Here is a 23,917-nt window from a genome sequence, read left to right as displayed (position 1 = left end):
GGATCGTAATAGCCCTCGTGACAGCCCCCTTGATCCCTCGCTTGATAGCTCCCTTGATCGCTCCCTTGATAGCTTCCACCTGATGTCAACCACGGGTTGACACCCCTAGAGCGTCAACCTACGGTTGACACATGTCGACGAACCCGAGCATCACGTCATCCGTACGACTCGACGAACTCATCGCGGCCATCAAGAAGGTCCACGACGAGCCCCTCGACCAGCTCCAGGACGCGGTGATCGCCGGCGATCACCTCGGGGAGGTGGCCGACCATCTGATCGGGCACTTCGTGGACCAGGCGCGGCGGTCGGGGGCTTCCTGGACCGACATCGGCCGGAGCATGGGCGTCACCCGGCAGGCCGCGCAGAAGCGGTTCGTGCCGAAGGAGTCGATCGACCTCGACCCGCAGCAGGGCTTCGGCCGCTACACGCCGCGTGCCCGTAACGCGGTGGTGGCCGCGCACAACGAGGCCATCGCGGCCCGCAACGCCGAGGGCCGCCCCGAGCACCTCGTCCTCGGTCTGCTGGCCGACCCCGACGGCCTCGCCGCGAAGGCGATCACGGCACAGGGCGTCCTGCTGGACTCCGTGCGCCAGGCCGCCACCGCCGCGCTGCCGCCCGCCGCCGACGAGGTCCCCGAGCTCGTCCCCTACGGCTCCGACGCCAAGAAGGTCCTGGAGCTCACCTTCCGCGAGGCCCTGCGCCTCGGCCACAACTACATCGGCACCGAGCACATCCTGCTGGCCCTGCTGGAGTTCGAGAACGGCACCGGCGTCCTGTCCGGCCTCGGCCTCACCAAGCAGGCGATGGAGGAGTACGTCGTCGAGCTGCTCTCCCAGTTCCTGCAGAGCGGCGAGCAGACGACGAAGGAGGCCCGTGAGGAGGGCGGGGCCAAGGACTGAAGCCGTTGTCAGACCCGGGTGCCACACTCGCAGCATGACCGACCGGTGGGCACTCGCTCCGGCCGAGGACTCAGGCGTGCACAGCGCCCCCCTCGGTCCGGACGGGCTGCTCGCCGGGCCGGTGCGGTGGACGGCGGACGCCGCCGAGGCCGTGCGGGGGCGTCCGGAGGTCGCGCGGTGGGTGTGGCGGTCCACCGCCGAGGTCTATCCACGCCTGCTCGCCACGGGGGTGCGAGTGGAGCGGTGCTACGACATCGAGGCCGCCGAGACGCTCCTGCTCGGCCACGAGGGGCGGTACGGCGAGCCGCGATCGGCCGCGGCGGCGCTCGCCCGGCTGCGCGGCGGCCCCGTGCCGCCCGATCCGCCCCAGCGCGCGGCCGAACCCGGCTCACAGTCCTCGCTGTTCGAGCCACAGGCGGTCCATCTGCCGCTCGCCGACCTGGTGGAGGTGTACGCCGACCAGCAGCGCCGGCACGACAGGACCGCGCACCCGGAGCGGATGCGGCTGCTGACGGCGGCCGAGTCGGCGGGGATGCTCGTCGCCGCCGAGATGAACCGGTCCGGGCTGCCGTGGAGCGCCGAGGTGCACCGCCGGGTGCTGCACGAGCTGCTCGGTGAGCGCTATGCCGGGGGCGGGGAGCCGCGGCGGCTGGCCGAGCTGGCCGACGAGGTGTCGGCCGCGTTCGGGCGCCGGGTGCGGCCCGATCTGCCGGCCGATGTGATCAAGGCCTTCACGCAGGCCGGGATCAAGGTCAGATCGACCCGCCGCTGGGAGATCGAGTCCCTCGACCATCCGGCCGTGAAGCCACTGGTCGAGTACAAGAAGCTGTACCGGATCTGGGTCGCCCACGGCTGGACCTGGCTGCAGGACTGGGTGCGGGAGGGGCGGTTCCGGCCGGAGTTCCTCGCGGGCGGGACGGTCACCGGGCGATGGGTGACCAACGGCGGGGGCGCGCTGCAGATTCCCAAGGTCATCCGGCGTGCCGTGGTCGCCGACCCCGGCTGGCGGCTCGTCGTGGCCGACGCCGACCAGATGGAGCCGCGGGTGCTGGCAGCCATCTCCCGTGACCCCGGGCTGATGGAGGTGGCCGGCCGGGAGAGCGACCTGTACCAGTCGGTGTCGGACCGCGCCTTCTCCGGAGACCGCGGCCAGGCCAAGCTCGCCGTGCTGGGCGCGGTCTACGGCCAGACCTCCGGCGACGGGCTGAAGAACCTCGCCGCGCTCAGACGCCGTTTCCCCAAGGCGGTGGCGTACGTCGACGAGGCGGCGCGGGCCGGGGAGGAGGGGCGGCTCGTGCGGACCTGGCTGGGGCGGACGTGCCCGCCGGCGGCCGGGGCGTCCGACGACGCGGGTGAGGAGGCGGGCATCCCGATCCTGGACGAGTCGGGGAACGACCCTGCCGACGGCTCCGGGGCCCGGACCCAGGAGTGGGTGCCGGGCTACGCCTCCACCAACGCCCGCGCCCGGGGCCGCTTCGCCCGCAACTTCGTCGTCCAGGGCAGCGCCGCCGACTGGGCGCTGCTGCTGCTCGCGGCGCTGCGGCAGTCCTGTGCGGGCATGGCGGCGGAACTGGTCTTCTTCCAGCACGACGAGGTGATCGTGCACTGTCCCGAGCAGGAGGCCGAGGCGGTCGTGACGGCGATCCGGGATGCCGCGGAGCTGGCCGGGCGGCTGACGTTCGGGGAGACTCCGGTGCGGTTCCCGTTCACGACCGCGGTGGTGGAGTGCTATGCCGACGCGAAGTGATCACCGTACGTCGGCCGCGGCCAGCAACTCCCCCAGCTCTTGGACTACCTCCTTCGCGTCCGTGCCGTCCAGGGCGTCCAGCGCCGTGCGCCACTCGGCGTACGCCTCCTGGACACGCCCCCCGTCCCGCAGCAGCAGACCGCGCTGGTGCCGGGCCAGGCCGCCGGTGTAGCGGTCGGCGCGGGCCTCGGCCCGGCCCAGCAGGTCGGCACATTCGTGCCCCGCGCGGTCGGTACGGCCGAGCAGGCGCAGGGCGCGGACCAGGCCGAGGCGGGTCTGGGACTCGCCGTGCCAGTCGCCGTGGCCGCCGAGGATGCGCAGGCTCTCCTCGAAGTGCGCGGCGGCTGCCGCCGGTTCGCCGAGGGCGAGGTGGGCGTAGCCGATGTTGCAGTGCGCGGAGTGCTGCACGATGACGTTGCCGATCTCGTCCCCGATGGTCAGCGAGCGGTGGTGCTGCTCGATCGCGGCGCGGGGGTCGGTGTGCTCGTACAGGTTGCCGAGGTGGCTGTAGGTCACGGCCTCGCCGTACGGGTCGTTCAGCTGCCGTGAGTACTCCAGGCTCTGCCGCAGCGCCTGCCCGGACTCGGCGTGGCGGCCCAGCGATTCCAGCAGCAGGCCCCGGTTGTTGAGGCAACGGCGCATCCAGGAGACCACCCCGAGCCGCCGCCAGATCGCCAGGGACCGGTCGTTGAGGTGGAGCGCCTCGCTCTGGCGGCCGGTGAGGAAGTGCAGGCCGGCGAGGTCGACCAGCGCGTACGCCTCGGCGGCGTCGTCGCCGAGCCGACGGGCGATGCGGAGTGCTGCCTGGCCGAGCACCTCCATCTCGGCCACTCGGCCGCTGCGTTGGAGGTAGGGGAAGAGGAGGCGGATGAGGGTGGAGAGGTGGGGGGTGAGGGGGTGGTTGTCGGCGGCCGGGGTGAGGGTGCCTGCTTCGTGGACGCCGATGGCCGTGCCGGTGTCGGTGCCTGTGAGGTTGTCCGTGCCGGTGTCGCCGCCGTGGCGTTCCGCCAGTGCTACGACGTTCTCCAGTTCCAAGTCGCCCCAGGCGAAGGCCGTTTCGGAGCAGTCGAAGGGGGACACGGAGTCGACGGTGGCCGGGTGGTCCGCGGGCTGGGTCGGGGTGGGGCGGCGGCGGTCGTCCCGGTCGAGGCCGGGTTCGACGATGGCGGTGAGGGCGCGTTCGGCGACGGCGGCGTACCAGCGCAGGGCGGTGTCGGTGAAGTCGCCGTCGGGCTCGGCGAGTTCGCGGGCGAAGTCGCGCACCAGGTCGTGGGGGGCGTAGCGGCCGTACGCCGTCTCCTCCAGGAGGGCCACGTCGACGAGCCGGTCGAGCGCGGCCTCGGCGCGGCGCTCGTCGGTGCCGGTGAGGCGGGACAGCAGGGGCGCACCGTACGTCGGCAGGTCCACGGCGCCGATACGGCGCAGGGCCAGGGCCGCGTCCCGGTCGGCCTCGCGGTCGGAGGCGGCGAGGGCGTCGTGCGCGACGGCGAGGGAGCGGCGGACGCTGAGGTCGTCGTACTCCAGGTGGTGCAACCGGCTCTCGGTGGCCGCCAGTTGCCGGGCCAGCGCCTCGGGCGTGAGGGCACGGCGGGCGGCGAGCCTGGCGGCGACGATACGGAGCGCCAGGGGGAGGCCGCCGGTGAGCTGGACGAGGGGGTGGACGGCGTCGATGGCGGGGGTGGTCGGGGGGTGGGTCATGGGGTGGTCGTCGGCGGGGCGGGCTTCGGTACGGGGAGCCGCCGGGCGGACCTCGGCAGCGGCAACCGCCGGGCGGACCTCAGTGCCGGTACCGGAACTGGTCGGGTGGGCTTCGGTGCGGTCAGCTGTCGCGGGGCCTTCAACCGCGGGGCCTCCAACCGCCGGGCCCTCGATCGCGGAGCCCTCGATCGCGGAGCCCACGGCGCCGGCAACACCGTCACCGGCGTCCAGGGACGTAGCTCGGGCGACCGCTCCGTCGCGACCCGAGGCCGCGCGCAGCAGTGCCGCGCTGTCCTCCGCCGTGAGGGGGGTGAGCGGGAAGCGGCGGACGCCGTCCAGCGCGGTCAGTGGGGAGCGGCTGGTGACGATCACCGCGCAGCCGGGGCCGGCCGGGAGCAGGGGCCGTACCTGTGCGGCGCTCGCGGCGTCGTCCAGGACCATGAGGGTGCGGGTCGGCGCGAGCAGGGAGCGCAGCAACGCGGTTGCCGCGTCCGGGTGTTCCGGGATGGAGCGGGGGGCGGCGCCCAGGTCGCGGAGGAGCGCGGTGAGGGCTTGGCCGGGGGTGAGCGGGGGCATGCCGGGGGTGGCGCCGTGCAGGTTGACGTAGAGCTGGCCGTCGGGGAAACGGTTCGCGAGACCGTGCGCGGTGTGCAGGGCGAGGGCGCTCTTGCCCACGCCGGCCATACCGCTGATCACGGCGACCGTGACGGTGCGGGGGCGCTGCCGCGCGGAGGCCGAGGCTGGGGCTGCAGCTGGGGCTGGGGCAAGCGTGTTGCTCAGGTCGCGGAGGACGGTGGTGCGGCCGGTGAAGTGGGCAGGGGGTGGCGGGAGTTGGGCCGGGCGGAGTGGGCGCGACGGTGCGTCGTGGGGCGGGGTGGCAGGGATGACAGGGGTATCCGGGGCGTCCGGGGTGTGGTGAGGCAGGGTGGTCGGCGCCCCCGCCGGGACGGGCACCGCGTGCGCATCGCGGACGGCATCGGTGTGCGCAGGTCGCCGGACCGCATCGTCGTGCGCGGCGTCCGGGCTCGCGGCGCCGCCGTCCGGGCTCACGGCGCCGCGGAGTACGGCGTCTTCGTGGAAGGCGGCAGCCCCGACGGCACCGCGCGGCACCGCACCGTCCCGGCCGACCGCGCCCTCGACAGGCCCTCCCAGCTCACGCCCGGATCCACCGACCGCACCCCCGGCAGAACCCCGCAGCCCACCTCCGGATCCACCAACCGCGTCCCCGACAGCACCTCCCACCCCACGCCCAGATCCACCGACCGCACCCCCGGCAGAACCCCCCAGCCCACCCCCGGATCCACCAACCGCGTCCCCGGCAGGCGTTCGCGTCGCGCGTCCGGGTTCGGCCTCCGACCCCCCTCTCAGCACCTCCACATGCGCCTCCCGCACCCCCGCCCCCGGCTCCACGCCGAGTTCCTCGATCAGGCGGGTGCGTAGGTCGCGGTGGACGGCGAGGGCCTCGGCGCGGCGGCCGGTGTGGTGGAGGGCGAGCATGAGGTGGCGGTGGAAGGACTCGCGCAGGGGGTATTCGACGGCCAGTGCCGCCAGTTCGGGGACCAGCGCGTCCAGGCGCGGGCCGCCCACGGCCAGCTCGGCGTCGTAGCGCCGCTCCAGGAGCAGCAGCCGTGCCTCCTTCAGATGTTGGACCAGGGCGAAACCGCCCACCTCGGCGGGCAGCCCGGACAGGGGCGTGCCCCGCCACAGGGCGAGTGCCGCCTCGCACTCGCGCAGCGTGCGCTCCCAGTCCCGTCCGGCGTGGGCGGCGCGGGCCGCGGCGGCGCGGCGCACGAAGACGTCGACGTCCAGCTCGCCCTCGTTCACCCGCAGCACATAGCCGGGCGGCACCGCGCGCAGCCGCTCGGGGTCGTCGAGCAGCCGTCGCAGCCGGGCCACATGGTTGTGCAGCGAGGCCCGCGCGGAGGCGGGCGGCGCACCGCCCCACAGCACGTCCGTCAGCGACTCCACGGAGATGATCCGGCCGCCTTCGAGCAGCAGCGCGGCCAGCAGGGCCCGCACCTTGGGGCTGCTGATGGTCCGGACGGCGCACCCGGGTACATCGGTCGCCGAGTCGTCGCCGGGCCCCTGACCGTCGTAGGAACCACCCCGGCCCGACCGGCCCTCGGAACCACCCTGGCCCGCCCGGCCTTCGGAACTTTCCTGGCCCGCCCCGTCCTCGGAACCGCTCCGGGCCGTCGAGACCTCGTACAGAACCGGCGGCCCCAGCAGTCCGAACCGCAGCCCGCACCGCTTCACGCCGCCACTGCCTTCCCTGGCGGAGAGCCGCCCCTTGTACGACGGTTTCCCGCCACCTCTACTTGATGTGTAAAGGCGGAAAACGGTTCCAGTCCAGGCCTTTAACCGATAGCGTCATCGACTTCACGCCAATCGAACGGCGCCGAAACGGAACGTCGTTGGCCACATGTTAGCGATCCGTTGGTGCAGCCTGATGTGATCACTACATCGGATCTGGCCCGACGGTGCGCGCGTAGAACGCGTAGCTCGGGGGAGTGACGCCGCCGTGGCCGGATCCTGGGACGCATGTGGGTCCCGGTCGGCAGAGGTGAGCGACCGGGGCCCGCGTCCCCTTCTTGCGTTTCCCCTTGCGCTTCCGCGCGTTCCCGCGTGTTCCCGCGCGTTCTCAGATGACCGGCGGACGGCCGAGCCTGCACAGCCCCCACACCGTGCGCCACCGCATCGGCCGTCGCTCGCCCGCCGGCTCCCGCAGGCCTTCCAGGAAACCGCCGAACCAGGCGCGCAGTCCGGCCCGCGAGCGGTTGCGGGCGAGGGTGAGCAGGACCCAGATGCCCAGATGGACGGGGATGAGCGCGAGCGGCAGCCGGCGCCGGGCCAGCCAGACGCGGTTGCGGGCGGTCACCCGGTGGTAGATGGCGTGCCGGGCGGGCGAGGTCTTCGGGTGCTGGAGGAGGATCTCGGGGGCGTAGAGGATGCGCCAGCCGGCGTCGGCGGCCCGCCAGGCCAGGTCGGTCTCCTCGTGGGCGAAGAAGAACTCGGCGGGCCAGTCCCCGGTCTCGGCCAGCATCGTCATGCGCAGCGCGTGCCCGCCGCCGAGGAAGCCGGTGACGTATCCGCCGCGCAGCGGGTCCGACTTGCCGATCCTGGGCACGTGCCGCTGCTGCGTCTCGCCGTTCTCGTCGGCGATGCGGAAGCCGACGATGCCGAGCCGGTCGTCGGCGGCGTACAGGTCCCGTACCCGGCGCAGTACGTCGGGGTCGACGAGCAGTCCGTCGTCGTCCAGGTCGACCACGACGTCGACGTCCCCGAACTCCCGCAGCTGTTCGAGGGCCGCGTTGCGCCCGCCGGGACAGCCGAGGTTCTCGTCCAGCTCTATCGGCGTGACCTCGCCGGGCAGGGTGAGGCGTTCGGCGAAGTCGGGCAGCGGGCAGCCGTTGCCGACGATGACGATCCGGTGGGGGGCGACGTCCTGCTTCGCCACGGACTCCAGCAGCGCGTCGACCTCGGCGGGGCGGTTGCCCATGGTCACCACGGCGACCGCGATCCTCAGCTCCGCCATAACGCCCCCTCGCCGCGCCCCGCGCCTCGTCCCGGCTGTGATTACCGGCGCGATGCTAGTGGTTCACGGTAAGGACTTCTTAAGTTCGCCGTATCGCGGGGCGGGCTACGCGCTGCGGTTCTCCCGGCGCCGTACGAACTTCAGGCCCGACCAGTCCTCCCCCAGCGCCGCGACCTTCACGTCCACGATGCCCAGCGGGAGGAAGAGGTCCCGCAGTGCGTTCTCGGTGATGTCGCTCACGTGGCCGGCCGCCCGGCGGGGCCAGGCGATCCACAGCATGGCGTCGTCGGTGAGGTCGCGGGCCAGGGCGGGGCCTTCGGCCACGAGATCGCCGTACGAGCGGTAGAAGGCGACGGCGACGTCCGCGCCGCGTGGGCTCCCTTCCCCCACCTCGCAGCCTTCCGGCAGCCCGGGGATGTCCCAGTGGGCGGGGGCGTGGCGGAGTCGGACCCGGTGGCCCGGCTTGATGCCGATCTTCTTGGCGAGTGGCGTACCGGAATAACTCATGACGGCCATCTCCATGCACGGGAATCCGACTTGTCCGATTCTCTCGCGACGCGCACGCTGGAACCGTGAGTAGCCTCACAGCGCGAGTTGAGCAAGAATGACCACTTTTGATCAGAATCTCGGTCACAGCGGGTGGTCAGGAGATGCCGCGACAGCCACCATCAGCCTGGCGGGCATCGTCACGGGGTGGAGCGAGGGCGCCCGGCGACTGCTGGGGTACGGCGCCGCCGAGGTGGTGGGGCGGGCCGCGGCCGACCTCCTGACGGAACGGGAGGCGACCGGCTTCTCGCCCGTCGGCACCCAGGAGTGGAGCGGCACCGCCGCCCTCCGCCACCGCGACGGCCACCGCGTCGAACTGGCCCTGCACGCCCATCCCTCCCTGGGCGGCGACGGCGCGACCCAGGCGTACCTCGTCACCGCCACCACGGGCACCCCGGCCGCGGAGCGCGACCGGCGGATGACGGAGTGGGCCTTCGCCCAGTCCTCGATCGCCCTGTCCACGTACAGCGCCGCGTCGGGGACCTGGTGGCCGAACGCGGGCGCGCAGGCCGCCCCGCTCGGGGAGGCCCGCTCCGACGAGGGCTTCCTCGGCTGCGTACGGCGGGTCGCCGAGGAGGCCGTGCCGATGCGGTACGAGGGATTCGTCCCCGAGCCGTCCGCCGCCGCCCGGCAGCAGCGCTCCTGGATCGTGGAGCTGTGGCCCGTCCGCGACCCCGCGTCCGGTGAGGTCGCCGGGGTCGGCACCGCCGCATTCGACAGCAGCGAGCAGTACGCCGCCCGGCAGCGGCTGGCCCTGCTGAACGAGGCGGGCACCCGCATCGGCACCACCCTGAACGTGAACCGCACCGCCCAGGAACTGGCCGATCTGGCCGTACCGCGGCTCGCCGACTTCACCAGCGTGGACCTGCTCGACTCGGTGCTGCGCGGGGAGGAGCCGGTGCCGGGGCCGGTCGACGCGGCCGTGGTGCTGCGCCGGATCGCCCACCAGTCGGCCGCCGAGGGCGAGGCCGTGCCCGAGGCGGCCGTCGAGCTCGGCGGGGTCGACACCTATCCCCCGTTCTCACCGCCCGCCCGCTCCCTGATCAGCGGCCGGCCGGTGCTCAGCGGCGCGCACGACCCCGACTTCGCCCGCTGGGTCACCGAGCACGAGGCACGGGCCGCGATCGTCCGCGAGCACGGCTTCCACTCGGTGATGGCCACCCCGCTGCGGGCCCGCGGCACCACCCTCGGCGTCGCGGTCTTCGTGCGCGGCAAGGGTTCCCCGCCGTTCCACCAGGACGACCTGATCCTGGCCGAGGAGCTCGCGGGCCGGGCCGCCGTCGGGGTGGACAACGCCCGCCGCTACACCCGGGAGCGCACCCACGCCCTCACTCTCCAGCGCAGCCTCCTCCCCCGTGACCTGCCGAAACAGGCGGCCGTCGAGGTGGCGTACCGCTATCTGCCCGCCGGTACGAGCGCCGGTGTGGGCGGCGACTGGTTCGACGTCGTACCGCTGTCGGGCACCCGGGTCGCGCTGGTCGTCGGCGATGTCGTCGGGCACGGCATCCACGCCTCGGCCACCATGGGGCGGCTGCGCACCGCGGTGCGCACCCTCGCCGACGTGGACCTGCCCCCGGACGAGCTGCTCACCCACCTCGACGACCTGGTCAGCCATCTGACCTCGGACGACGACACCATCGTCCACGAGCTGCCGTACACCGGCGGGGTCGGCGCGACCTGTCTGTACGCCGTCTACGACCCGGTCTCCCGGATCTGCACCGTCGCCAGCGCCGGCCATGTCCCGCCCGCCGTACTGCTCCCCGACGGCTCGGTCAGCGTCGTCCGCCTCACGCCCGGTCCGGTGCTCGGCGTCGGCGGGATGCCCTTCGAGGCGACCGAGCTGGAGCTCCCCGAGGGCAGCCTGCTCGCCTTCTACACCGACGGCCTGATCGCGAACCGCGAACACGATGTCGGCCTCGGCCTGGAACGCCTCTGCGCCGCCCTCGCCTCCGCGGCGCCGTCGCTGGAGAACACCTGCGACGCCGTCCTCAGGGACCTGCTCCCCGAGAGCCCCGCCGACGACGTGGCCCTGCTGCTCGCCCGCACCCGTGCCCTGCACGCCGACCAGGTCGCCGACTGGGCCCTGCCGTCCGACCCGGCGATCGTCGCCGACGCCCGCGCACAGGCCTCCCGGCAGCTCGCGGCGTGGGGACTCCAGGAGGCGGCGTTCGTCACCGAGCTGGTGGTGAGCGAGCTGGTCACCAACGCCATCCGCTACGGCGACGTACCGATCGGGCTGCGTCTGATCCGGGACCGCACACTGATCTGCGAGGTGTCCGACGCCAGCAGCACGGCCCCCCATCTGCGCCGCGCCCGCACCTACGACGAGGGCGGCCGCGGGCTGCACATGGTCGCCCAGCTCACCCAGGGCTGGGGCACCCGGCAGACCCCGACCGGCAAGACGATCTGGGCCGAACAGCCGCTGCCGGTCGGCTGACCCGGGCACCGCGGTCAGGGCCGCCCCTCTCAGGTCCAAGCGGGCCACGACGGCAGACGAGGCGGGGGTCAGCCGCGCAACGGGTTGGACCGCGTGACGGCCATCAGATACCAGGCGGTGGCCCCCAAGTGCCGGTACGGGTAGTACCCGAACCCGAACCCCGTATCGAGCGGACTGCTCGCCGACACCACCCCGGACCGCTCGGGCAACGCCCGCCCGCCCACGGTCTGGCCACCCCCGAGCCGCTCCTGAGCCCGCTCAAGGGAGTCGATCAGCCGCCGCGCACGTGCCTCGTCACCCGGCCCGCGCCGCTCCCGCAGCGCGAGCGCGAGATGAGCGGTCCCCTCGAACCACACCCCGTTGCGGTCGGGCTTGGGCTGCGAGTCGGCGATGGGAACGTCCTCGTTCGCGAGGAGACTGGCGGAACTGAAGGTGACACCTTCGTACGACTGCCCCGCCGGAACCGTGCTGTTACGCCGCTCGGCATGGTCGAGGACGGCCAGCTCCCGGGCGGCCCAGTCCAGCGACGAGGCGTGGGCACGGGAGTCGAGGGCGAGGTGGGTCCAGGTCTGGGTGTCCTCGGGAATCGGCGACTTGTTGACGGTCACCCCGTCATTGGTCCCGGTGTAGAAGAACCCGCCGTCCGCCTCCCACATCCTCTCCACGAACGCCCGGGCCCGAGCACGCCGCTCCAGCCAGACCCCGTCCCCCGTGAGGCGGGCGAGCCGCCCGAAGAGACAGACGAGATCGGTGTTGTGCTCGGTGGAGGTGAAGGGCAGCTTCTGGTTGGCCCCGTCGACCCCGAACTTGTAGCCCCCGAGGGGCTCATCGGTACGCCCGTTCCGCTCGATCCACTCCCCGATCCGCACGGCACCGTCGAGAAACCGCCGCTCCCCGGTCCGCCGAGCGAGCGCGCCGAGCGCGATCCCGGACCAGGCCATGTCCCCCACGGCCGTCCCCGTGAACCCGAACTGCGTCCCGACATTGACGCTGCCATCCGCCCGCACGAACCCGTCCGGCTGCCGCGACCCGTCGTAGAAGGTGTACGGCCCGACGTTGTACCCCTGCCGAAGCCGACCGTCGTCATGGACCGGATCATGCGCCTGCGCGTACAACAACCCGTCCCCGAGCACGACGGCCCGGTCCTGCCCGTCGGGAGTACGGGTGGCGAGGAGACCGAGAATCCCGAGGGCGTTGTCATAGGTGAAGGCGGTACTGAAGAGCCCGGCCTGATCGGCGTAGCTCTGCGCGAGACGGGTGGTGCCGTGGTCGGGGTAGGCGTCCATGACGGACCCGAGGAAGGCTTGGGCCCGGCTCGGGGCGGAGGTGGGGCGGGGGCCGGGAGCGGAGGTGCCGGGGGCAGCGGTGCCTGGAGTAGCGGTGCCTGGAGCGGCGTTGGCCGAGGTCCCGTCGGCTTGGGCGATGGGGGCACCGGCCGCGGTGAGGACGGCCGCGCCGATCCCGGCCCCGATGAGTGTGCGCCGGCTGAGCGCCGGGCCCTGCCTGTCGGTCATGCCGGTCATGGGTCTCCCTTACCGAGTCTTGAGAGCGCTCTCATGGATGCGGGCTCATTCTGCTGGTACGGGTGAGGCGGGTCAACGGCCCTGGCGGGGAGGCGGGTTGAGGTGGGTGAGGGGCGGGAGGGACCCAAGGGCACGCCAAGGGGCCCGGCACACGCGAAGTGTGCCGGGACCCTTGGCGGCAGTTCAGTTCAAGTGGTGGGTGTCGTTGAGGGCCTGCACCGTGGCGGTGCCGTCCTCGTCGTACGTCACCGTCGACAGGGAGGCCGCTGAGACTTCCATGCGGAACAAGCAGTGTGGTGGGGCTTGGAGAGCGAGGCGGATCAGGGTTCTGAGTGGTCCGACGTGGGAGACGACCACAACCGTGGCGCCGGCGTACTGGGCCACGAGGCCGTCTCGTACGGCGGCGACCCGGCGGGCGACCTGTTGCATGGTCTCGTCTGCGCCCGAGGGCGGACTCTCGGGCGAGGCGAGCCATGCGCTCAGGTCGTCCGGATAGCGTTCGCGGACTTGGGTGAAGGTCAGGCCCTCCCAGGCGCCGAAGTCCGCTTCCCGCAGGTCCCGGTCGACCCGGACGCTCAGGCCGAGGCGCGTGGCCACGGAATGGGCGGTCTCCCGGCAGCGCCGCATCGGTGACGTGACGATCGCGTCGATGTCGCCGCGATCGGCGAGGGCGTCCGCTGTCGCCTCGGCCTGGCGGCGGCCGGCCGGTGAGAGGCCCGGGTTGGTACCTCCGCTGCCGGAGAGCCGCCGATGCGGGGTGAGCAGGGTTTCGCCGTGCCGCAGCAGGACGAGCGTCGTCACGTCACTCACTTCGAAGTCTGCGCGAAGTGGTCTCGTACGGCGTCGGTCTGCTTCTCCATGATGTCGATGATGCCCTCGACCACGTTCAGGTCGGCGTCCTCGGCGATCTCCAGGGTCCGCGACCAGTCGAAGAAGCTGCGGGCCGGGTCGTTGGTGATGGGGAATACGCGGATGGTGGCCTGGTAGGCGGCGACTCCGCTGGTGGGCGCGACGGCCCGGTAGGACTGGGTTTTGTTGATCTCGTCGCGGGCCGCGATCTCCTGCTGGACGACCTTGCCGCTGAGCGTGAGCCTGAAGTCGTAGCGGGCCGGGACCGTTTCGACCGAGCCGCCCTCGACCCAGCTGACGTCCCGGTGGACGTCCAGATCGCCGGGGGACACGATCTCCAGGATCTGCATGGCGTCGCGGATGGTCGCCCACACGGTGTCCGGGTCGGCATCGAGGATCGTGGAGTGGTACATGGTGTGCTTGCGCTGGATCAGCACGGTTTGTTCCTTTTCTGGTTCTTCTAGCTCTTCTTGGTGACGAGGTGGTTGCCGAGGATCAGGTAGTCGATCTCGGTTCCCAGGAAGCAGTTCAGGGCGTCGGTGGGCGTGCAGACGATGGGTTCGCCGGCGACGTTGAACGAAGTGTTGATCAGGCAGGGCGTGTCGGTGAGTTCGATGAACTTCCGCAGCAGTGCCGTCAGTCGTGGGGTGCCCTCGTCCGTCAGGGTCTGGATGCGGGAGGTGCCGTCCACGTGTACTGCACCGGGGATGCGGTCCCTGTACTCGTCGCGGACCGGGAAGACGAACGTCATGTACGGGGAGTTGGTCTTGCGCCCCATGTCGAAAATCTCCGGCGCCTGCTCCTCCAGGACGAGGGGAGCGAACGGGCGGAAGGGTTCGCGGTGCTTGACCCGGGTGTTGATGATGTCCTTGATGTCACTGAAGCCGGGGTTGGCGATGATGCTGCGGTGCCCCAGCGCGCGCGGCCCGTGCTCGACGCGGCCCTCGAACCAGCCGATGACAACCTTCTCCGTCAGCAACTGCGCCGCCTGATCGACGATCTCCCCCTCGTCCAGGCGCAAGCCGGTGACGCGGTCGCTGAAGCCCTCGATGGCCTCCTCGATCGCGGCCTCGTCGTAGACCGGTCCCAGATAGGGGGTGACGGGTGCGGCGGCGGCCTCGCGGATGTGCGCGGGGTCGGTGCCGGGGTCGTTGAGCCAGGCGTGGGCCGCGGCTCCGATGGTGATGCCGGTGTCCGAGGCACCAAAGCTGACCTGCATGTCCTCGAAGCGGGAGCCCTCGAACATCGGGGTGTTGTTCAGGCAGTTGAGGGCCACGCCGCCCTCGAACAACAGCAGGTTGAGGTCGGTCCGCTTCTCCAGGTGGGCGACCTGGTGGGCGGTGGCGACGTTCAGCATCTCCTGCGCGGCGGCGGAGACGCGGGAGGTGTATTCGAGGGTGTCCTCGAAGGGTCCGAAGTACTCCTCGAACAGGGCGTCGTGGCTGTGCAGATCGTTGGTCCGCAGCGGCTTGCTGAAGGAGTAGCGGCCGTCGTCGTGCAGCACCAGCAGTTGCTCGACGAACGGGTTCGGGCTCGGCGGACCGGCGTATCCGGCAAGGCCCATCACCTTGTACTCGTCGTTGTTGGGGACGAAGCCGAGGAAGCGGGTGATGGAGGAGAACAGGGTGCCGATGGAGTACTCGGAGCCGGTGACGGTGTCCTCGAAGACGGTGATCCGGCCGTCGCGGATCTCGCCCGTCAACGTCGAGAAGCGCTCGGCGCGGCCGTCGCTGACGACGAACGCGGCGTCCGTCATCCCGGCGAGGTAGTAGCCGGTCGTGGCGTGCGCCAAGTGGTGCGGCACGAAGCGGACCTTGGCCGGGTCGGGGCGGTGACCAGTGCGGGCCTCGAAGTCCGCGAGCATCGCTTCGTGGCTGACGACCTGGTCGAACAAGTCGGCAATGGTGCCACCGATGCCGGCCTTGTCGGCCTCCGGCAGCGGCGAGTTGCGGATGCCGTCCAGGGTCTCGTCCAGCACCTGGGGGGACCAGTTCCAGGGAAAAGCGAACAGGTCGACGTCGTCGAACGTGATCCCGGCTTCCTTGAGACACCAGTCGATCGCGTTCGTGGGGAAGTCGGTGGTCTTCTTCTCCCGGTTGAGGCGCTCCTCCTCCACCGCGGCGACCAGCCGGCCGTCGATCAGGAGCGCGGCGGCGGCGTCGTGGCCCAAGAGGTAGTGCTTGTTGATGCCGGTCGCGCCGAGGCGTTCGGAGAAGAACTCCGACACCCGGCTGAAACCATTACATCCGAGAACAATCACGGCAATCTTTCTTGGTATGGAGCCTGATGTAGGACTACTTGGCGATCAGCAGGTCGCGGAGCTGCTCCCCGGCCGCGGGTGCCTGGCCCAGACCGGCGCCGGTGAAGCCGGCCGCGTACAGGAACCGGCGGTCCGGGTGCCGGCCGATGAAGGCGGCGTTGGTGGGGCTGGCGTCGAAGTCGCCGCTCCATGCGCGCTGCAGGCCGATGCCGTCCAAGGACGGGAACAGGGTGCCGAGATGACCGTCGATGCGGCCGAGCCAGGCCTCCCGTTCTTCGCCGTCCTTGGGTGCGCCCATGGCGAGCAGGATGCGGTCCTTCCACGAGCGGATGCGCAGCCCGGATGCGGCGTGCATCGTCATGGGCAGCTCGGGGGTCGGGGCGGGCGGGACGTCCGTGAACAGCATCTCCATCGTGTGGGGTGCCAGCGGCAGGTCGACCGCTGCCATGCAGGCCACCTCACCGGACCAGGGCCCGGCCGTGCAGACCACGCTGTCCGCCTTGATGCTGCCCCGCGGGGTGTGGACGGTGTTGTCGTCGTCGATGCCCGTCACGGGTGTGTGGGTGAACAGCCGGGCGCCGTGGTTGCGGGCGCCGGCCGCGTAACCACGCACGATGTCCAGGCCGTCCACGTGGTACGCCTCCGGGGACCAGGCGGCGGCCAGCACGGCACGCTCATTGATCAGCGGATTGTGTCGCACCGCTTCACGCGCACTGATCAGATCGACCTCGACGCCGGCGGCCTGCTGCGCTTCACGATCGGCCGCGAAGTCGGCGATCTGCTGTTCATCGGTGAACAGCGCCATGAACCCGAGCCGCTTCAGGCCGAGCGGGGCCCCGGTGTGCCGGGCGAAGTCGTGGTAGGCCTTCAGGCTGCGCACGGCCCTTCGCCCGGTGTCGGGGCTGCCCGGGAAGTACGTGCGGACCATGCCCGCCGTGTGCGCGGACGCACCACCGCCGAGGCTTCCGCGTTCCAGCAGCACGGTGTTCACGCCGGCTTCGGCGAGGTGATGGGCGGCGGAGGTTCCGATCACTCCTCCGCCGACGACGACGGCGTCAGCGCGGGCAGGCAGGGCGCTCAAGGTCTTCCTTCTCCTGTGGTGTGGTTTCGGATGGCGGGGATGAGTGCCGGTGTCGTCATCTCCTCGGCGGACTCCGCTCCGGGCATGGCTACGCCGCCTTGGTGCCCTGCTGGCGCAGGTGGTCGCCGGTCTCCCACGGGTACAGCTGGAGGTTCCAGCCGCCGAGGCAGTTGATGTAGAGGGCCATCTGGCTGGTGACGGCGTAGAAGTCGTCACGGTCGAGGCGGTCGAGGACGTCGAGGAAGCGCTGGGTGAACGCCCACAGCTTCTCCAGACCGCAATAGCCCAGGAACTCGGCGGGGACCCCGACCAGGAGGCGGGCCATGCGGACGAGGGAGTCCATGGGCATGTCCTGGACCGCGGCGCGGACGAGTCCGCCGTAGGCGGCGTAACCCAGGGGCCGGGTCTCGCCGTTGACGAACAGCAGGGTGGGAAGGACCGTGCCGAAGTTACCTGCCCGGGAGGGGATGATGCCCTGGTGGAGGTCGTCCAGCTCGGCCGGGGGTGCGAGCCAGATCTTCTCGGTCTCGGCGTAGATGTCGGCGATCAGGTGGCTGGCAGCCGTGTTGGTGGCGTGGAGCATCGGGATGCGGTGGCCGCCTGGCTCGCCCGCGCGGCGGACTTCGGCGAGGATCTGCTTCTTCGTGGAGTAGACGGCGTCCCAGATCGCGGCCCCGGCTTCCAGCAGGGCGGGCATGTCTGCCTCACGAACCTGGCCGACGGGGGTGGCGGGCATCGGCTCGGTCAGGGTGCCGTACTTGATACCCAGATGCTGCAAGCCGGAGCAGAACACGGTGCCGTTGGGGGCCTCGCGCCGGTCGGGGATGCGGGTGTTGTGAGGGGTGTGCAGCAGAGTGGGGATCGGAGCTACGTGGTAAAGGTGCTCTCCCGCGATGAGGGCGTGTCCCTGGAGGCTCTGGTAGGGCAAGGACTCCCACAGGGCGTCGGCGAGTGCCGGATTGCGGTCGTCAAGGTCGGCGGTGACCACGATGCCAAGGTCGGGCCAGGAAATCTCGATCTGACGGCCAGGCAGCTTCTCGGACAAGGCTTTTCCAGTTCGTCGATTCGGCTTGTCCAAGGAGTTCATCGCCAACTGGCCTGTTCCAGCCAGGCGTTGAAACCATGAAACCTTGATCGACCTGAGATCCGCACTTCGTGTGTTTCTACGAAACTGCAGCTCAGGGGATTCAGGCAGATCGGGAGTAACTGGTGGCCACATAAAGGGTGCTGCATCGTCCGGCCGAACAGGACCGGGCCGACGCCGAAAGCCAACGAGGCCCCTGGGCTGCTGTGCCGAGATGTCAGGCATCTCGCTCAACAGCCCAGGGGCCTCGTTCGGGTTCGCGTCGGCCGGCCCGGCCCGGTGAACCGGGTTTCAGTAGTCGATGCGGTCGGACTTGGCCAGCCATGCGTCGAACGGCGCCGTACGGTTCGGCGTGTCCACTCGCTCGATCGCCATCGGCCACAGCTCCGCGGGCTTCTTTTCGAACAGGTCGTAGAACCTGCGGTCATCGAAACCGGCCACTGCAGCATCATCTCGATCAGCGGCGAAGATGATCCGGTCGACTCGCGCCCACAGCGCGGAGGAAAGACACATCGGGCACGGCTCACACGAGGTGACCAGTACGCAGCCCTCAAGCGAGAAGGTGTCCAGCTTCTGGCAGGCGGCACGGATCGCGCTCACCTCGCCGTGCGCCGTCGGGTCCAAGTGCGAAGTGACCTTGTTGTTCCCGATGGCAACGATCTCGCCATCCTTGGCGATCAGTGCGCCGAACGGGCCGCCGCCGTTCCTCACACTGTCGGTGGCAAGGCCGATGGCCTTTTCCATCCAGGCGCGCTCGACTTCCTGGATGCTCGCTTCTTGGGTGTGCGCGGTCACGGGCACTCCTTTTTTGCAGACGGTGGGGCAAATAGTGGGGCTCCGCAGACGCCGCTTTTGAGATCAGCCCGGTCGGCGACACCCGCGGATATCAGCGCGGCTGGACGCCGACCATGTGCTCACGATGGCTCTCTTCATTCGTGTCGGCGCCGTTCGTTTCGAGCCGGAGGGCTGAAGTCCCTTCCGTGACTCGTTCACGTGCTGTTCAAGCGGAACAGCCCCAGTACACCCGCCGGGCCCCGTTGAGGGTCAGTCACCGAAACCATGAAGGAGTCTGCTGGTCGGGTGGCCCCTCTTGTAGATTCGCATGAATGGCAGGATTCGGTAACTCCAGCGCCTTCCGCCCGCAACATGAGCGAAGAGCGTCCGGAGAGTCAGTTCTCCTCGGTTTCGAGGGTGCGCAGCAGATCGGCAGCGACGCTCACGGCAATCGTCGCGGGTTCCTTGCCGGTGATGTCGGCCAGCCCGATCGGGGTCTTGATCCGAGCGATGGTGGCTTCGTCGTGACCGCCCTCGTCGGCGAGACGTTTACGGAACCGCACCCACTTGGCTGCCGACCCGATCAGCCCGATGGAGCCGAGATGGGGGGTGCGCAGGGCTGCGTCGCACAGCGCGGCGTCCTCGGCGTGATCATGGGTCATGATCAGGATGTGGGTGCCGCGCGGCAACTCCTCCAGCACCTCCTCGGGCAGCAGCGGCGTGTGATGCGTGTGCACCTGCGCCACCGCGTCCCCAAGGACGTCGAGCCGTTCCTCGGTGAACATGTCGGCCCGGCTGTCGATCAGATGGAGGTCGAGGTCCTGACGCGCCAGGATGCGCGCCAGCTCAAGACCGACGTGCCCGATACCGAAGACTGCCACCGCCCGTACCACCGGCAGCGGTTCGAGCAGCACCTGGACCGTGCCACCGCAGCACTGCACGCCATGCTGGTTGGTCACCTTGTCGTTCAACGCGAAATCCATCAGCTCGGGCTCCGGCTTGGACGCTGCGATCATCTCGCGGGCCCGATCGATCGCGACGGCCTCGACGTTGCCACCGCCGATCGAGCCCCACGTCGCACTCTGACCCACGACCAACTTCGCACCGGCGTCACGCGGGGCATGGCCGCGCACGGTCGCGACGGTCACCAGAACGCCGGGCTCCCGGCGTGCCCGCAACCGCGCGACCGCGGCGACCCACGTCATGTCAGGCACCGCTCAACGCTGCTGCGCCGGTGCTGATCCTGCCGTCGACGTGGCCGCCCGCGGCAACCCCGTTCACGACATGACCGAGCCGCGAGGCATCGCCCCGGCGGGCCTCCTCGATCGCCCAGTACACCGCCTCCGGCGTCGCGGGCGAGGCCAGATCGACGCTGACCCCGCTCGGCCCGAACGCGGCGGCGGCCTGCCGCAGCGCCTCGCGCACCGAGAACGCCAGCATCAGCGGAGGCTCACCCACCGCCTTGGAGCCGTAGACCGCTCCCTCCTCGGTGGCGTTCTCCAGCAGCCTGACGTTGAACTCCTCCGGCATCTCCGAGAAGCTCGGCAGCTTGTAGGTGCTCGCCGCCTGGGTCAGGAGCCGACCGCGGTTCGGGCCGTCACTGGTGTCCCAGCGCAGGTCCTCAAGCGTCAACCAGCCCGCGCCCTGCACGAAACCGCCCTCGACCTGACCGATGTCGATCATCGGGGAGAGGCTCTCGCCGACGTCGTGCACGATGTCCACGCGCCGGATCCGGTACGCGCCGGTGAAGCCGTCGACCTCCACCTCGGTCGCCGCGGCGCCGTAGGCGAAGTACTTGAACGGCGTGCCGCGGAAAGACTTCGCGTCCCAGTGCAGCCCCTCGGTCCGGTAGAAGCCGGACGCCGACAGCTGAACGCGCTGGAAGTACGCGGAGTGCACCAGGTCGTCCCAGGCCAGCTCCTTGTCGCTGCCCAGGGCGCGCGCGACGCCCTCGATGATGCGCACGTCCGAGGCGTTCACCCCCAGCTGGGTGGCGGCGACCTGCAGCAGCCGCTCGCGCAGTTGCTCACAGGCGTTCTTGATCGCCCCGCCGTTCAGGTCCGCACCGGAACTGGCGGCGGTGGCCGAGGTGTTGGGCACCTTGTCGGTACGCGTCGGGGCGAGGCGCACCTTGTGCAGCGGGATGCCCAGCGTGGTCGCGGCCACCTGGATCATCTTGGTGTGCAGGCCCTGGCCCATCTCGGTGCCGCCGTGGTTGATCAGGACGGAGCCGTCCTTGTAGATCAGCACCAGCGCCCCGCCCTGGTTGAAGGCGGTGAGGTTGAACGAGATACCGAACTTGATGCCGGTGATCGCGAGCGCCCGCTTGGTGTGCGGGTGCGCGGCGTTGAAGGCGGCGATCTCGCGCCCCCGGTCGGCGATGCCGGCGTCGTCCCGCACCTGCTGCCAGACGGTGGAGATCCGTTCGGCCTGGGTGACGAGCTGCCCGTACGGCGTCGTCTGGCCTTGGCCCGGCTGGTAGAAGTTGCGCTCCCGCAGCTCCATGGGGTCCAGGCCGAGCTGCGGCGCGCAGCGGCCCAGGATGTCCTCGATCACCAGCATGCCCTGCGGCCCGCCGAAGCCGCGGAAAGCGGTGTTGGAGACCGTGTTGGTCTTGGCGATGCGTCCGGCGACGCGCGCGTTGGGGATCCAGTAGGTGTTGTCGATGTGGCACAGCGCGCGGGCGAGGACCGGCTCGGACAGGTCCAGACTCCAGCCGCCGTCCGCGGTCAGGGTGGCGTCCAGGGCCTGGATACGGCCCTCGGCGTCGAAGCCGATCTTCCAGGTGGCGTTGAACCCGTGCCGCTTGCCGGACATGGTCAGGTCCTGGGTCCGGTTGAACCGGAACCTGACCGGCCGGCCGGTCAGCTTGGCGCCGAGCGCGGCGATGGCCGCGAACCCGTGCGGCTGCATCTCCTTGCCGCCGAAGCCGCCGCCCATCCGCAGGCACTGCACGGTCACCTCGTGGGCGGGCACGCCGAGCACGTGGGAGACGATCTCCTGCGTCTCCGACGGGTGCTGGGTGCTGCTCTGGATGAAGATCTGCCCGTTCTCGTCGACCTGGGCGAGGGCCGCGTGCGTCTCCAGGTAGAAGTGCTCCTGGCCGGAGAACTGGAACTCGCCGGTGAACACGTGCGCGGAGTCGGCGAAGCCGGCGTCGATGTCGCCGTGCACCATGAGCGGCCGGGCGCCGTGGAAGCTCTCGGCCACGATCGCGTCCTGCAGCGTGATCAAGGAGGGCAGTTCGTCGAATTCCACCTCGACGGCCGCCGCACCGAGCCGGGCCGCCTCAAGGGTCTCGCCGAGCACCCAGGCGACTGCGTGGCCGTGGAACATGACCTCGTCGGGGAACAGCGGCTCGTCGTGCTTCATGCCGGCGTCGTTGACGCCGGGCACGTCGGCACCGGTCAGCACGCGGACCACGCCGGGCACGGCGAGCGCGGGCTCGGTGCGCAGTGCGGTGATCCGGCCGCGGGCCTTCATGACCTGGACCGGGTAGGCGTGCAGCACGTCCTTGGTGCGCTGCACCAGGTCGTCGGTGTAGAGCGCGGTGCCGGTGACGTGCTGGAAGGCACTCTCGTGCGGCAGGGAGACGCCGACGACCGGCTTCTCGGGACGCTCGGACAGGTGACTCATGACGACACCGCCTCGGTGTTCTGTGCGTGCAGCTTCTTGAGGCTCTGGCCGAGCATCGCGGAACGGTAGAGGGAACTGGCTCGGTGGTCGTCCATCGGCGTGCCCTCACCCCGCAGCACCCGGGCCGCGGCCTCAACCGTCTCCGCCGACCACGGCTTGCCCTCCAGGGCCGCCTCGGTGGCGAGCGCGCGGATCGGGGTGGCGGCCACGCCGCCCAGGCCGATGCGCGCCTTGCGGACGATCCCGTCCTCGATGTCCAGCGCGAAGGCGACCGCCACGCTGGAGATGTCGTCGAAGCGCCGCTTTGCGATCTTGTGGAAGGCCGCGACCGGCGACAGCGGCAGCGGAATGCGCACCGCGCGGATCAGCTCACCGGGACGACGCACGCTCTGCCGGTAGCCGGTGAAGTACTCCACCAGCGGGACCACGCGCTCACCGTCGGCATCGGCGAGCACCAACGACGCCTCAAGGGCGAGCAGCACCGGCGGGCTGTCACCGATGGGCGAGCCGGTACCCAGGTTGCCGCCGAGGGTCCCGCTGTTGCGGATGAGCCGGGAGGCGAACTGCGGGAACAGCTCTGCGAGGAGTGGGACGTCGCCGTCGAGGCGGCGCTCGATCTCGGTGAGCGTCAGCGCCGCCCCGATCTCGATGTGGTCGGACTCGACGCGCAGCTCCCGGAGTTCGGGCAGTCGGTCGATGGCGACCACGCAACCCTCCCGGCGGGAGCGGATGTTCACCTCGACGCCATAGTCGGTGGAGCCGGCGACCACCACCGCGTCGGGCCGCTCGCGCAGCAGCTGCAGCGTTTCGGCCAGGGTGCTCTTCCGCAGGAACGTGCTGTCGTCCTGGGCGTATTCGGTGGCGATCGGTGCGGGCGGGGCCTGCTCGCGACGCTGCGCCAGCGGGTCCTCGTCGGCGGGTTCCCCAACGGCGAACGCGGCATCGCGAATCGGGCGATAGCCGGTGCAGCGGCAGAGGTTTCCGCTCAGCGCGTGCAGGTCGAAACCGTTCGGACCGTGCTCGTGGTCGGAACTGTCGGCCGCGTCCGCGTCCACCCCCGAGCCCGCGTGCGCGCAGCGGTCGGGCCGGTAGTACTCGGAGGCCATGCTGCAGATGAATCCCGGTGTGCAGTAACCGCACTGGGAGCCGCCGCGGACCGCCATCTCCTCCTGCACCGGGTGCAGGGTGGGCGGCGTGCCGGGTTCGCCGACAGTGGCGAGGCCTTCGGAGGTGATGATCTCCTGACCGTCGAGCGCCGCGGCCGGTACCAGGCAGGCGTTGACCGCCACCCAGTCAGTGGGCTTGTTCACCCCGGGACGGGCCACCAGGACCGAACAGGCGCCGCATTCACCCTCGGCGCAGCCCTCCTTGGTGCCTGTGAGGCCACGCTCGCGCAGAAAGTCCAGCACGGTGGTGTGGGGCGCAGCCGGTGAAATCGGTGTTTCTTTCCCGTTGACCGTGATCCGCGCCTCTGTCATGACAGGCCTTCGTTCCGGTGCGTGATAGGTCGATTCATCATGTTCGCCAATTTCAGGCAGCTTTCTGTGTTCAGGCGCGCCACATGAGAGGAGCGGGCGCAAAACGGCACGCAACAGCGACGTACCGGAAGGTGGTGACGGGAAACCCGGAATGTGCCACGGACGGGCACATCAGAACGGCGTGCTCAGCAGCCGTGCGCGATCCGACCCGGAACCCAGACCGTGCGCTGGGCGAGGCGACCAAGATCAGAGCTGGTGTTCATCTGCTGGTCGCCTCCTTTCGGTCGTTATGGGTCGACGTCTACCGCAAATTAGTGGCCGAGGCCACCGAGGTCAAGGGGTCGGCCTCGGCATCTCGATCGAGAACCGA

16 protein-coding genes are annotated in these 23,917 nt (G+C 70.7%); 3 read left to right on the top strand and 13 right to left on the bottom strand.

The genetic code is table 11. The features are described from left to right. Positions 1 to 131 precede the first annotated feature (131 nt). Together ACFWYS_RS14125 and ACFWYS_RS14120 are read left to right on the top strand one after the other, a co-directional pair. Entirely contained in the window at positions 132 to 899 is a 768-nt protein-coding gene (locus ACFWYS_RS14125) for a Clp protease N-terminal domain-containing protein (RefSeq protein ID WP_384767190.1), read from the top strand. A 34-nt stretch (positions 900 to 933) separates the two neighbouring features. Next, complete coding sequence (locus tag ACFWYS_RS14120; RefSeq protein ID WP_384767187.1) at positions 934 to 2,646, top strand: bifunctional 3'-5' exonuclease/DNA polymerase; 1,713 nt, start codon at positions 934 to 936, stop codon at positions 2,644 to 2,646. Here ACFWYS_RS14120 and ACFWYS_RS14115 read toward each other — a convergent pair whose 3' ends face one another. The 3 genes from ACFWYS_RS14115 to ACFWYS_RS14105 all read right to left on the bottom strand — a co-directional run bounded on the left by ACFWYS_RS14115 (position 2,647) and on the right by ACFWYS_RS14105 (position 8,386). After that, positions 2,647 to 6,600, bottom strand: coding sequence for a BTAD domain-containing putative transcriptional regulator (locus ACFWYS_RS14115; RefSeq protein WP_384767184.1), 3,954 nt, complete (start codon positions 6,598 to 6,600; stop codon positions 2,647 to 2,649). Between the two features lie 385 nt (positions 6,601 to 6,985). After that, positions 6,986 to 7,879: a glycosyltransferase family 2 protein gene (locus ACFWYS_RS14110; protein ID WP_384767181.1), complete on the bottom strand. Its 894-nt coding sequence runs from the start codon at positions 7,877 to 7,879 to the stop codon at positions 6,986 to 6,988. 105 nt (positions 7,880 to 7,984) lie between these two features. After that, a complete protein-coding gene (locus ACFWYS_RS14105) occupies positions 7,985 to 8,386 on the bottom strand; it encodes a DUF3052 domain-containing protein (RefSeq protein ID WP_384767179.1) in 402 nt (133 codons plus the stop codon). A 97-nt stretch (positions 8,387 to 8,483) separates the two neighbouring features. Here ACFWYS_RS14105 and ACFWYS_RS14100 point away from each other — a divergent pair, with 97 nt between their 5' ends. Continuing rightward, a complete protein-coding gene (locus ACFWYS_RS14100; protein ID WP_384767176.1) occupies positions 8,484 to 10,862 on the top strand; it encodes a SpoIIE family protein phosphatase in 2,379 nt (792 codons plus the stop codon). A gap of 68 nt (positions 10,863 to 10,930) precedes the next feature. Here ACFWYS_RS14100 and ACFWYS_RS14095 read toward each other — a convergent pair whose 3' ends face one another. The 10 genes from ACFWYS_RS14095 to ACFWYS_RS14050 form a co-directional block, all read right to left on the bottom strand. Then, positions 10,931 to 12,376 carry a Tat pathway signal sequence domain protein gene (locus tag ACFWYS_RS14095; RefSeq protein WP_384767173.1) on the bottom strand — a complete coding sequence of 482 codons (1,446 nt, stop codon included), beginning with the start codon at positions 12,374 to 12,376 and terminating at the stop codon, positions 10,931 to 10,933. A 192-nt stretch (positions 12,377 to 12,568) separates the two neighbouring features. Beyond that, a complete protein-coding gene (locus ACFWYS_RS14090; RefSeq protein WP_384767170.1) occupies positions 12,569 to 13,186 on the bottom strand; it encodes a histidine phosphatase family protein in 618 nt (205 codons plus the stop codon). A gap of 5 nt (positions 13,187 to 13,191) precedes the next feature. Then, on the bottom strand, positions 13,192 to 13,671 hold the full coding sequence (locus ACFWYS_RS14085; protein WP_384767167.1) for an SRPBCC family protein: 480 nt from the start codon (positions 13,669 to 13,671) through the stop codon (positions 13,192 to 13,194). A gap of 23 nt (positions 13,672 to 13,694) precedes the next feature. Continuing rightward, complete coding sequence (locus tag ACFWYS_RS14080; RefSeq protein WP_384767164.1) at positions 13,695 to 15,461, bottom strand: carbamoyltransferase; 1,767 nt, start codon at positions 15,459 to 15,461, stop codon at positions 13,695 to 13,697. Between the two features lie 67 nt (positions 15,462 to 15,528). Continuing rightward, entirely contained in the window at positions 15,529 to 16,575 is a 1,047-nt protein-coding gene (locus tag ACFWYS_RS14075; RefSeq protein WP_384767161.1) for an NAD(P)/FAD-dependent oxidoreductase, read from the bottom strand. An 88-nt stretch (positions 16,576 to 16,663) separates the two neighbouring features. Then, complete coding sequence (locus tag ACFWYS_RS14070; protein ID WP_384767158.1) at positions 16,664 to 17,620, bottom strand: hypothetical protein; 957 nt, start codon at positions 17,618 to 17,620, stop codon at positions 16,664 to 16,666. Between the two features lie 330 nt (positions 17,621 to 17,950). After that, positions 17,951 to 18,403 (bottom strand): nucleoside deaminase, encoded by a 453-nt coding sequence (locus tag ACFWYS_RS14065; RefSeq protein ID WP_384767416.1) that lies wholly within the window; start codon positions 18,401 to 18,403, stop codon positions 17,951 to 17,953. A gap of 425 nt (positions 18,404 to 18,828) precedes the next feature. After that, positions 18,829 to 19,638, bottom strand: a complete 810-nt coding sequence (gene xdhC, locus ACFWYS_RS14060; RefSeq protein ID WP_384767155.1) for a xanthine dehydrogenase accessory protein XdhC — start codon at positions 19,636 to 19,638, stop codon at positions 18,829 to 18,831. 1 nt (position 19,639) lies between these two features. Further along, positions 19,640 to 22,069, bottom strand: a complete 2,430-nt coding sequence (xdhB, locus tag ACFWYS_RS14055; RefSeq protein WP_384767152.1) for a xanthine dehydrogenase molybdopterin binding subunit — start codon at positions 22,067 to 22,069, stop codon at positions 19,640 to 19,642. Then, positions 22,066 to 23,547 carry a xanthine dehydrogenase small subunit gene (locus tag ACFWYS_RS14050; RefSeq protein WP_384767149.1) on the bottom strand — a complete coding sequence of 494 codons (1,482 nt, stop codon included), beginning with the start codon at positions 23,545 to 23,547 and terminating at the stop codon, positions 22,066 to 22,068. The genes xdhB and ACFWYS_RS14050 overlap by 4 nt, the downstream gene beginning before the upstream one ends. Positions 23,548 to 23,917 lie beyond the last annotated feature (370 nt).

Source organism: Streptomyces sp. NPDC059010 (assembly GCF_042740355.1).
Classification (GTDB): Bacteria; Actinomycetota; Actinomycetes; order Streptomycetales; family Streptomycetaceae; genus Streptomyces.
Note: the sequence above shows the minus strand (reverse complement) of the source record. Positions and strands in the feature narration are given on the sequence as shown.

Bases quoted from the DNA above. Each gene is read 5' to 3' on its own strand.
- ACFWYS_RS14125 (WP_384767190.1), top strand. From the start codon at position 132: ATGTCGACGAACCCGAGCATCACGTCATCCGTACGACTCGACGAACTC.
- ACFWYS_RS14120 (WP_384767187.1), top strand. From the start codon at position 934: ATGACCGACCGGTGGGCACTCGCTCCGGCCGAGGACTCAGGCGTGCAC.
- ACFWYS_RS14110 (WP_384767181.1), bottom strand. From the start codon at position 7,879: ATGGCGGAGCTGAGGATCGCGGTCGCCGTGGTGACCATGGGCAACCGC.
- ACFWYS_RS14105 (WP_384767179.1), bottom strand. From the start codon at position 8,386: ATGAGTTATTCCGGTACGCCACTCGCCAAGAAGATCGGCATCAAGCCG.
- ACFWYS_RS14100 (WP_384767176.1), top strand. From the start codon at position 8,484: ATGACCACTTTTGATCAGAATCTCGGTCACAGCGGGTGGTCAGGAGAT.
- ACFWYS_RS14095 (WP_384767173.1), bottom strand. From the start codon at position 12,376: ATGACCGACAGGCAGGGCCCGGCGCTCAGCCGGCGCACACTCATCGGG.
- ACFWYS_RS14065 (WP_384767416.1), bottom strand. From the start codon at position 18,403: ATGGAAAAGGCCATCGGCCTTGCCACCGACAGTGTGAGGAACGGCGGC.
- xdhC (WP_384767155.1), bottom strand. From the start codon at position 19,638: ATGACGTGGGTCGCCGCGGTCGCGCGGTTGCGGGCACGCCGGGAGCCC.
- xdhB (WP_384767152.1), bottom strand. From the start codon at position 22,069: ATGAGTCACCTGTCCGAGCGTCCCGAGAAGCCGGTCGTCGGCGTCTCC.
- ACFWYS_RS14050 (WP_384767149.1), bottom strand. From the start codon at position 23,547: ATGACAGAGGCGCGGATCACGGTCAACGGGAAAGAAACACCGATTTCA.